At 66.2% G+C, this 9,705-nt stretch carries 9 protein-coding genes; 2 read left to right on the top strand and 7 right to left on the bottom strand.

Annotated features, from left to right (window positions below; genetic code table 11):
* The coding region (locus VEY12_01580) for an aspartate aminotransferase family protein (protein ID HYM38822.1) at positions 1-1,290 on the top strand (1,290 nt) is incomplete at its 5' end.
* Between the two features lie 85 nt (positions 1,291-1,375).
* Here VEY12_01580 and VEY12_01575 read toward each other — a convergent pair.
* From VEY12_01575 to VEY12_01560, 4 genes are all read right to left on the bottom strand, one after another.
* Positions 1,376-2,689 (bottom strand): aspartate aminotransferase family protein, encoded by a 1,314-nt coding sequence (locus tag VEY12_01575; protein HYM38821.1) that lies wholly within the window; start codon positions 2,687-2,689, stop codon positions 1,376-1,378.
* 18 nt (positions 2,690-2,707) lie between these two features.
* Entirely contained in the window at positions 2,708-3,889 is a 1,182-nt protein-coding gene (locus VEY12_01570) for a saccharopine dehydrogenase NADP-binding domain-containing protein (protein ID HYM38820.1), read from the bottom strand.
* A 112-nt stretch (positions 3,890-4,001) separates the two neighbouring features.
* Entirely contained in the window at positions 4,002-5,273 is a 1,272-nt protein-coding gene (locus tag VEY12_01565) for an MFS transporter (protein ID HYM38819.1), read from the bottom strand.
* A gap of 85 nt (positions 5,274-5,358) precedes the next feature.
* Positions 5,359-6,183: a sulfite exporter TauE/SafE family protein gene (locus VEY12_01560; protein HYM38818.1), complete on the bottom strand. Its 825-nt coding sequence runs from the start codon at positions 6,181-6,183 to the stop codon at positions 5,359-5,361.
* 72 nt (positions 6,184-6,255) lie between these two features.
* Between VEY12_01560 and VEY12_01555 the strand changes: the two genes are divergently transcribed.
* Positions 6,256-7,119, top strand: a complete 864-nt coding sequence (locus VEY12_01555; GenBank protein ID HYM38817.1) for a THUMP domain-containing protein — start codon at positions 6,256-6,258, stop codon at positions 7,117-7,119.
* A 6-nt stretch (positions 7,120-7,125) separates the two neighbouring features.
* On the opposite strand, the gene VEY12_01550 is transcribed toward VEY12_01555, so the two are convergent.
* From VEY12_01550 to VEY12_01540, 3 genes are all read right to left on the bottom strand, one after another.
* A complete protein-coding gene (locus tag VEY12_01550; protein HYM38816.1) occupies positions 7,126-7,788 on the bottom strand; it encodes a 50S ribosomal protein L15e in 663 nt (220 codons plus the stop codon).
* Positions 7,789-7,889: 101 nt separating this feature from the next.
* Positions 7,890-8,297: a hypothetical protein gene (locus VEY12_01545; GenBank protein HYM38815.1), complete on the bottom strand. Its 408-nt coding sequence runs from the start codon at positions 8,295-8,297 to the stop codon at positions 7,890-7,892.
* 222 nt (positions 8,298-8,519) lie between these two features.
* A partial coding sequence (locus VEY12_01540; GenBank protein HYM38814.1) for a hypothetical protein occupies positions 8,520-9,705 on the bottom strand: 1,186 nt, incomplete at its 5' end.

The following is a 9,705-nucleotide window of genomic DNA, read 5'->3' as shown; positions in this document are numbered from 1 at the left end:
GATGTGGATGGGAACAAGATCCTGGACTTCATGATGGGTTTCGGGGCGCTGTTGCTGGGTCACAACAACCGAGACATCGCACTCGAGGTGATCAAGCAGCTCGAGTCGGGCTCGATGATGGGCATCACCACGGAGCTATTCCCGGAGTACATCGTGCAGATTCAGAAGGCGATGCCCTGGATGAAGAAGGTTCGCCTCGCGAACAGCGGGACCGAGGCGACCATGCACGCGATGCGCGTCGCGCGGGCGTACACCGGGAAGGACAAGATCGCCAAGGTCGAGGGCGCCTACCACGGCGCGAACGACTACGCCCTGATGAGCCTCGACATGGACACCCAGACGGCGCGGCGGATGAACGGGTACAGGCCCGTGACGTACGGGAAGGGCATCCCCAAGGTCATTGCGGACACGATGGCCGTGGTCCCGTTCAACGACATCGACACGACCGCGGAGATCCTGGAGAACGGCGCGGAGGAAATCGGCGGCTTCATCGTCGAGCCCGTCCTGTGCGGCCCCGGAGTCATCGCGCCCAAGAACAACTACCTGAAGAAGATCCGCCAGCTCACCCGGAAGCTCGGGATCGTCCTGATCTTCGACGAGGTCCTCACGGGGTTCCGGCTCGCGTACGGCGGAGCCGCGGAGTACTACGACGTCCGCCCCGACATGGTCTGCTTCGGCAAGATCGCCGGCGGGGGCTTCCAGCTCGCGGGCATCGGCGGCGAAGCGCAAATCATGGACGTCCTCGAGCCCGGCAAGGGCTGGCGTCATGGGACGTTCCATGCGGGGACGTACAACGGTCACCCCGTGTCCGTCGCCGCGGGCCTGAAGGCGCTTCAGATCCTCGAGGCGCACCCGGAGTACTACGACCACGTGAACTCGCTGGGCCGACAGCTATACGGCGGGCTCCAGGACCTCGCGGACGACCGGCGCCTCCCGGCCTGGGTCGAGTACGTCGGATCCATCGGCAACGTGTACTTCACCACACAGGACGAAATCCGGGACTTCCGCGACACGCTCAACGTGAACACGCGCCGCTGGTGGAACTGGTTCATCCACTGCCTCGGGAACAACGTGCTGTTCGGCATCCCGCAGGCCGCGGAGCGGGCGTTCATCTGCACGGAGCACACGGAAGAGGACATCGAGTGGGCCCTCGAGGTGGCGGACAGCGCATTCGCGGCGGTCGCCAAGGAGGTCCGCCGCCAGAAGGCACGCGTCCCGAGCGTCCAGGTCCAGGCCGTGAACGCCCAGGCCGCCGTGTACGGTGAGGCGCCCATCCCGCCCAGCGTGTGAGCGAGCGGCACCTCGCGGTCGGACATCGCGAGCCCGAGAGCCGTCTCTGACCTAGGCCGTACGCGGTCTGCGCCCAGGCGGCGGGTTAGGCGGCCTTCTTCTCGACGACGGTGAACGCGGCGTCCAGGATGCCGAGTCCTTCGGTCAGGGCATCCTTGGTCATGTTGAGCGGCGGGAGGAGGCGGATCACGTTCCCGTACCATCCCGCGGACAGGAACAGGCCCCCGTGGGTCCGCGCCTCCGCGATGATCGCGGAAACCTCGTCCTTCGCCGGCTCCTTCGTCTTCCGGTCCTTCACAAGCTCGATGGCCCGCATGGCACCCAGACCCCGGATGTCGCCAATCCATGCGTGGTTGTCCGCCATCTCCTTGAACCGCCGCTCGATCATCTTGCCCAGTTCGAGCGCGTTCGCAAGGCTCTTCTTGATCAGGTCCAGATTCGCGATCGCGGCGACGCAGGCGAGCGGGTTGCCCCCGAACGTGCCGCCGATAGACCCGGGCACGGGGATGTCCATGAGGTCGGCGGGGCCGGACACCGCGCTCAGGGGAAGGCCACCGCCGAGCGCCTTGGCCGACGTGATCAGGTCGGGCGTCACGCCGAAGTGCTCCGTGGCCCAGAACTTCCCGGTCCGGCCCATGCCGGCCTGGACTTCGTCGTCGACGAACAGGATCCCGTTTTCCTTCGTGATCTTCCGCAAGCCTTCCCAGTACTCCTTCGGCGGGACCACGAACCCACCCTCGCCCTGGACGGCCTCCGCGACGATGCAGGCGGTCTTGTCCGCGGGCGCCTCGGCGCGGAACAGGTCGTCGACGTATTGGAGGCAGGCCATGCCGCACTCCGGGTAGGAGAGCTTGAGCGGGCACCGGTAGCAGTACGCAAAGGGCACCTGGTACACGTGCGGCACGAAGGGCTCGAAATTCACCTTGTAGGGCTGGTACTTGCCCGTCATGGTGAGGGTGAGGAGGGTCCGCCCGTGGAACGAGTTCTGGAACGTGATCACGTTGGGCCGCCTCGTCACGGCGCGGCTGATCTTGACAGCGTTCTCGACGGCCTCGGCCCCGCTGTTGAAGAAGGCGGACTTGCCCCGTTCGAAGGGCAGGGTGGGCCGCAGGCGCTTGGAGAGCTCGATGTACGGCTCGTAGTTCACGACCATGAAGCACAGGTGAAGGTACTTGTCCAGCTGCGCCCGGACCGCGTCGGTCACCGCATCGGGGAGATGGCCCGTGTTCAGGACGCCGATGCCGCCCGTGAAGTCGATGTACTCCTTCCCATCGACGTCCACGATCTTGGCGCCCTTCGCGTGGTCGATGAAGATCGGCGTGCCCGTGCGCACGGACTTCGGGATGTACTCGTCGCGTTCCTTGAGACGTTCCTCTGCGGACTTGCCCTTGGTAGGCATGGCATCACCCCGGTGGATCTAGTTCAGCGTCTTCGTCGTCTCGGCGAACTCGGTCACGACGATCCCGCGGCCCTGGCTGTTCAGGTCCTTGAAGTAGGGGAGCGGGTCGAAGGCGATCTCCGGGGGAATGGCGCCCGTGCGCTTAACCTTCTTCTTCAAGAGCCACTGGGCCGCGATGGAGGGCGGCACGCCCGTGTCGACCGTCCCGCCGCCCACGTTCCACTTCTTGTGGGGCCACGTCGCGGCCTCGTACCGCAAGGTGACGGGGCTCCCGTCCTTCTCGCCCCAGATCACGACGCGCTGGATGTCCAGGTCCTTCTCGGGTTCCTTGGGTTTCGGCAGGTCGTCGATGATCGTCGCCGTGACGTCGTACGGGCGGAGCTTCTGGCCCTCGACCACGTGCTCCTCGCGCTTGGCGAGGCCGAGCCGGACCAAGGTCGCGATCGTGGACGTGAACTCGTGCGGGAAGGCCACGATGAAGTCGAGCTCCTTGATCCCCTTCCCGATCGTCTGGGGCATCGTGGCGAGCTCGGAGTGGATCGTGTAGTATCCCTCGACCTTGCCCACGGGCGCCTGGAACTCGGAGATCTCGAGGCCCGTCAACGCAGGGACGAACTTGATCTTCCCGTCCCGCAGGATGGGGGCGTCCATGGAGAACTCGTCGAAGATCGTGCGGACCGCGTACGGGACGACGAACTTGCCGGGCTCCCCGCCCTCCACGGTGATCCCGCTGCTCCGGAGGATCATCTTGTGGACCTTGTCCAGCTTGCTCGCGCCGTACATCCCCATGACGTTCATCGTCCCCGGCGTGGAGCCGATCCCGAGGACGCAGGTGACGCCGGCGTCCTGCGCCTGCTTGTCCATCTTGAGCTGGCGCAAGGCCTGGTGGTAGAGGCCGCCCAAATCGATGTAGTGGATGCCCGCTTTGATCGCGGCGTCCATGATCGGGACGTTCAGGTCGTACCAGGCGCTGTTGATCACGCAGTCCCAGTTCTTGAACTCCCGCTTGAGGGCGTCGTTGTCGCGGGCGTCGAGCTTCATCGGCGCCGCACGATCGTCCTTCCACGCGTTCGCGAAGGCTTTCGCCTTCTCCAGGTTTCGTCCGGCAATCCCCACGCGCTGCACACCAGGGCTTTCGAGAAGATCGGGCACGGTGGACTGGGCCATCGCCCCGTATCCCCCCAGAATGAGCACTTTCATAGACTCCCTCGGGACCCAGGACGGCCGGAGGGTAGATAACGCCTTCTTCAGGGGGAAAGTCTAGGTAATTGCACAAAGTACATGGAAGCCAAGTGGCCGCATCCGGCCCCGGTCAGTCCTCGAGGGAACGACTCACGCCGAGGATGGCGGCGCCCGCGAGGATGAACACCACGCTGACCCCGATGCCCGCGGGGTATCCGTAGAACTCGGCGGCGAATCCTCCGAGGAGGGGGCCCAGGATCGAGCCGAACCCCTGGCCCGCATTGTACGCGCCCATGGCCTCCGCCCGCGCCTCGTCCGGGGCGAGATCGGAGACCAGGGTCGAGCCCGAGACGTTGATGAGCGCCCAGCAGAGGCCGACGCCCGCATGGAGGGCCAGGATGCCTGCGAGGATGGCCACGGGGGACATGGAGACAAGGCTGAACAGGAGGAAGGCGGGGAAGAGGACCGTCCTGCCCAGGGAGGCGTAGAGCTGGGTGCGCCGGCTGCCGCGCTCCTGGACCCACCGGCCCACGCGCAGGTACGCCGTCACAGAGCCCACCTGGCTCGCGATGTACACCGCGAACACCTCGGACTCCGACAGCCCGTACATCTGCTGCAGGAGGATGGGGAAGAACCCGTAGAACGCCGTGAAGCCGGAGAACAGGAGGAAGACGCAGACCAAATAGCCCCGGAGGGGCCGCGACAACTTGGAGGTCCGATGGTTGCGGAAGTCCAGGTAGTGGAGCATCCGCATGGGGAGGAACTTGACCCGCTCGATCCGGAACAGGTTGTCCACGAGGTGGATGGAACGCCGCTCCAGGTACTCCTTGGGCTCCTGGAGCCACATCCCGGCGAGCAGGCCCGAGAGCAAGCCGAGCGCTGCGCCAATCACGAAGAGGCCGCGCATCGCGCCCACGGTGTTCAGGAAGAGCGGACCGAGCGAGAGCCACACGACCCCGATGCTCAGCCCGACGATGTAGCCCACCCCCGTGAGCTGGCTGATCAACGCGAGGCGGCTGGGCCACTTCGTCCGCTCCGTGGTCTCCATGACGAGGACCGCGCCGACCGGGGCGCTCGCGGCGCCCAGGAAGCCGATGAGGAGGTTCGCGAGGTAGAACTCGGGCATGTTGAAGCAGACGGCCATGGCGAGGAAACTGACCGCGGTGCCCAGGAAGCCCAAAATCAGGAAGACCTTCCGGGTCTTCAGCGAATCCGAGAGAGAGCCCCAGAGCATGAAGGCCGGGACGGAGGCCAAGCTGGTGGCCGCCGCGATGATGCCCACGTCCCCGAGGCTCGCCCCGAGGGCGTACGCGAACAGCGGGATGAGCGGGGACGTGGCTCCGCCTGCGATGCCTTGCGGTAGGTAGCTGTAGAACCACTTCGACCCATTGGCCGGGGCCATCCCATCCCTAAATCCGGTGGGGCGGGCAGCTATCGGCGGCTATTTGGTACTTTTGTAAGGAGGGGAAGCCGACACGACGGCTTCGTCACAGGATGTGCAGGAGGGTGAGGAGGATCTGCACCGCAGCGATGAAGATCACGACGATGAAGATCAGCGAGATCGACCGCGTCTGGAGCTTCGCGAGCCCGAGGCGAGAGCCGAGCAGGGCGCCCACGAAGACGAAGGGCATGAGGATCGGTATCAGGATGAACTCCTCGGGCCACGTGAACCCCGCCGGCGACCCCAGATAGCGGCCGAGGACGTAGAGGAAGAAGCCCAAGGCGGCGGTGGGCATGATCAGGAGCGAGGACGTCCCGATCGCCACACGGGTCTTCCGCCCGAGCAGGAAGATGATCAGGGGAACATTCATGAGGCCGCCGCCGACGCCGGCGAGACCCGATAGGAACCCGGAGCCCACCATGGTGACCGTGGTCTCGCCGGTCCTCCGCGGCGTGAGCTTCGAGTCGTCGTTCTCGTCCACCGTGCGCGCGTTGAGGAGCCAGTCGCGCACCATGAGCCCGCCGAAGGCCACGAGGATGATCACGAAGATGACCTCGAAGGCAACCTTGCTCACGAAACCGATGTGGAAGTAGGTGCCCAGGACCGCGCCGATGAGGGTGCCGATCACCAACGTGCGTCCAAGCCGGAAGTCCACGTAGCCCTTGCGGCGGTGGTTGATCACGGAGGACGCCGCGGTCATCGTGGTCAGGGTCAGGGAAATCGGAGCGGCGAGGAGCGGGTCCGAGACCCCCGTGGCCAGAAGGATCGGGACGAACAAGAGCCCGCCGCCGAGGCCCAGGTTCGAGTAGATGAAGGCCACCCCGAACATGAGGACGATCTGCAGGACGACCGTCGGGGGGTCGAGAACCATGGGGCCGGGCGAGGCGGGCCGCAGATAAATAGAATGCGTCCGGAGCGATTGGGGAGGGACAGCGGGACGGCCATGGTCCTCCTCGTGCGGTTCGGCGAGATCGCGCTCAAGAGCCGGTACGTCCGCCGGCAGCTGCGCGACCGGCTCGTCGCGAACATCCAGGACCTCTTCGCGGCCGAGGGCGTCGAGTGCGTCACGGAAGCGGACGAGGCCCGGGTCTACGTGTCCGTGGACGACCCCGCGCGAGCCCGGCGCATCCTGGGACGGGTGTTCGGCATCGTGTCGATCAGCCCCGCGACGGAAGGGCACGGGGACCTCGGCACCCTGACGAGGCTCGCGGTGGACGAGGCACGGAGTGCGGGCCTCCAGGCCGGCGTCACCTTCGCAGTCCGCCCGCGTCGCGTGGGGTCCCACCCGTTCACGAGCCAGGACGTGGCAAGGGAGATCGGCGGCGCGATCCTGAACGCGGTGCCGGGGGCCAAAGTGAACCTCACCGCGCCGGCCGTGGAGGTTCACGTCGAGGTCCGCGAGAACCGCGGATTCGTGTTCCACGAGTTCTGGGACGGCCCCGGCGGTCTCCCGCTCGGGAGCCAGGGACGCGCCCTCGCCGTGGTCGACGGCGAGGCGGGGCTCGTCGCCGCTTGGATGGCCATGAAGCGTGGCTGCCGGGTCGTCGCCGCGGCACCGCGCGGATCGATCGACATCGAGGCGTTGAGGCCGTGGGAGCCAGGCCTCAAGGTCCTCGAGTTCGACGGCCGAGCCCAGCTAGAGGACCTCGTCCGCCTGGCCCGAGCGGGCGCCGTGTTCCTGGGTACCCGGGGTCGCGACTTCGATCCCGCGCAGCGGCCCAAGCTCTCCGTGCCCGTGTTCGAGCCCGTGGTGGGCCTGCCGGACGCCGAGGTCCGGGCCCTCGCCCAGCGGGTCCGTGCCGCGTGAGACGACTCACTTGCCCTTGCGCTCGTGGGCGAGGACGCCCGGACGGACGCGCTCCGCGCCCTTGCCCTTGTACATGAGGCCGCGGCCCTTCTTGCCCGCGGACGTGAGCCCGCGGTACACGCGGCCGCGGTTCGCGGGGTTGCAGATCCAGTTGATCTTGGGGTCGTTGCGGATCACGGGGTGCTGGGGATCCACGAGGATGACCTCGTAGTACTTGTGCATCCCGTCCTCGCCGACCCAATACGAGTTGAGGACCTCGAGGTTCGGGTAGTGGCTCGCGGTGCGCTCCTCCGCGATGCGCTGGATAGACTTGCCCATCGTGATCTTCCTGAGGCCGCGGCGCTTCGGATGGCGCCCGCCCATGGGGTGCGGCCGGCGTCGCCCGCCGCGGCGGACCCTTGCGCGCACGACGACGTAGCCCTGCTTCGCACGGAATCCGAGCTCCCGCGCGCGGTCGATCCGCGTGGGGTGCTCGAGACGGACGAAGGCGGCTCCGCGTCTCCATTCCGTCATGCGCTGGAAGTGCGTCTCCTCGACGACGCCGCCCTTGGGCTTCTTCCACGCCTGCTTCACGTATCCGTACAAGTTCCGCGGGCGGACGGGCTTCTTCTGTTCCTCCTCGCCCGCGATGCTAAGCTCCGGTGCCGGAGCCTTCTGTTCGTCGGCCATGGGTCAAACCCCCTGGATTTGCGGATTCGCCCGAAGGTACATCTCCCGACCAGGGTCGCTGAAAGCGCCGGACCAAAGAGCGCGGCCTATTAAACGGTTTGCTAGCGGCGCGCCTTGGCGCCGGGACCGCGACCGTTGTGGCCGTTCGTTCCGCGCTCGTAGGACTGCCGAATGAGCTGAAACGCGGGAGCAACCTCACCGAGCGTGCGGACATCGAAGCGCGACAGGAAGTAACCCCACCCTTGGGTCGGCGGGTTCGACTTCGCGAGGCGCGCGGGATCCTTGAGCCCGCGCTTCGGCGGCAGGATGAAGACTTGGACGCGCTCCTGCAGGGGTCGCATCTCCGCGAAGGTGCGCCCGTGCCGCGTGCTCCGCCAGCCGATCCAGTGCTCGCTCACCTTCTCCCGGATCCTGTCCCCGTGCTCGTGGCCCAGGGCCTGGATCCGCTTCCGGAACTGACCCACGATCTCCCGCGACTCATCGCTCGTCCGCACCAGTGCATCTTCCATAGACCAACCCTCCCCGCGGCCCCGCGGGCCGACGCATGAGGAAGAGGAACTTGAATCCTCTACTCAGGGGTTGTTTTCATGGAGGGACGGAGACAAAGTAGCACGCCAAACTCCCCCCGAACCCTCCTGCAAAACTAACTGCGGGGAGGCGCCGCAGTCCGCGCGTCGGCGCGCCATTCGAGGCGCGGTACAACCGGGACCCCGCGGGGCGCGAGTCTTGGATTACTTCCGACCCCTAGTCTGGGCGGCGGCCTTTTCGAGCGCGACCGGCAGGTGGAACCCACGAAGGCCCCACACCGCCAGAAGGCCCAACACGAGGCAGAGGGCCTCCCATTCGAGGAACTGGTCAAGAGCGAAACGTTCGAGGGACACGAAGAGGTTGACGGACAAGATTGCACCTACGGCCATGATCGCAAGCGAGGTCCTGAGCGCGCTGCGGACCCCGCCTCTGGACCGCAGCCCTTGCGCGATGGCCCGCAGATCCTCAGGTCTGAGCGACGGGTATCCCGACTCCGAGACCGTTAGCATCCTTGCCTCGTAGTCGAGCTGCACCGGGTCCGTCGCTCCTCCGGCCGCTCGCAGGAGACGGTCTCGCACCAGGCGGACACGGAGGAAGTCGATGGACTCTTCTGCGAGAACCAGTAGCCCGAGGACGCCGAGCATACCGCCAAGGAGGGCAAGGCCGGACGCGGTAGGAGCTTTCAGCGACGGGTCGGCTCCAATTTGGAAGACAGCGAAGGCCGCCACCAAGAGCGTCCCGCTAATGCCGACGAAGAACTCCACCACGTGCCAAAGGGCCTCGCCTTCGAACCGAGTCGCCTCGTTCGCTTCCTGCAGGACGGCCAGGAAGCGATCATGGACCGCTAGGCCTGGTCCCTCCGGCACGTGGGGCGGGGGTCGGTCCTCTTTCACCTCTCCTCGCTTCGCATGCGCCTCGGTAGGCGGCCCAGCCGAATCCGATTGTCCGTGCTCTTCGGCGCCGGTATTCATCTTCACCACCTTATCCGCCCCCGGGGGTCGCGTCAGGCCGATGCTCACCAAGATCCCGCTCGCGAAGGACATCAGGCCGGTTCCCACGAGACGCGCAAACTGCTCCAGGGGATCCTCAACTACTACCTGTTCGGGCACCAGCCGCCTCCCGTTCATGGTCTCGACCAGTGTCGCGGCGACCGAGGAAATCGCGACGGTCATCGTTGAGCCCTGCGAATTGGTGGGAAAGACCATATCGAGCTGAAAGGTGAAGGGACGGCCGAAATCCAGCGTTGCGTCCGCCGGCGAATCTGTCTTGCCCGCCTGGTCGACGAGATAGCCGGTGGCGTTTCCGATCTTCACGATGGGCGCTTGGAAGACGGCATGCGTGTTCACTAGATAGGGTAGCAACTGATTGTACCCAAGGAAGCCGACGTAG

This window comes from Thermoplasmata archaeon (assembly GCA_035632695.1).
GTDB lineage: Archaea > Thermoplasmatota > Thermoplasmata > RBG-16-68-12 > RBG-16-68-12 > RBG-16-68-12.
Note: the sequence above shows the minus strand (reverse complement) of the source record. Positions and strands in the feature narration are given on the sequence as shown.

What these genes read in the sequence shown, in the direction of transcription:
- VEY12_01575 (HYM38821.1), bottom strand. Translation starts at nt 2,689, where the DNA reads ATGCCTACCAAGGGCAAGTCCGCAGAGGAACGTCTCAAGGAACGCGAC.
- VEY12_01555 (HYM38817.1), top strand. Translation starts at nt 6,256, where the DNA reads ATGGTCCTCCTCGTGCGGTTCGGCGAGATCGCGCTCAAGAGCCGGTAC.
- VEY12_01565 (HYM38819.1), bottom strand. Translation starts at nt 5,273, where the DNA reads ATGGCCCCGGCCAATGGGTCGAAGTGGTTCTACAGCTACCTACCGCAA.
- VEY12_01570 (HYM38820.1), bottom strand. Translation starts at nt 3,889, where the DNA reads ATGAAAGTGCTCATTCTGGGGGGATACGGGGCGATGGCCCAGTCCACC.
- VEY12_01545 (HYM38815.1), bottom strand. Translation starts at nt 8,297, where the DNA reads ATGGAAGATGCACTGGTGCGGACGAGCGATGAGTCGCGGGAGATCGTG.
- VEY12_01560 (HYM38818.1), bottom strand. Translation starts at nt 6,183, where the DNA reads ATGGTTCTCGACCCCCCGACGGTCGTCCTGCAGATCGTCCTCATGTTC.
- VEY12_01550 (HYM38816.1), bottom strand. Translation starts at nt 7,788, where the DNA reads ATGGCCGACGAACAGAAGGCTCCGGCACCGGAGCTTAGCATCGCGGGC.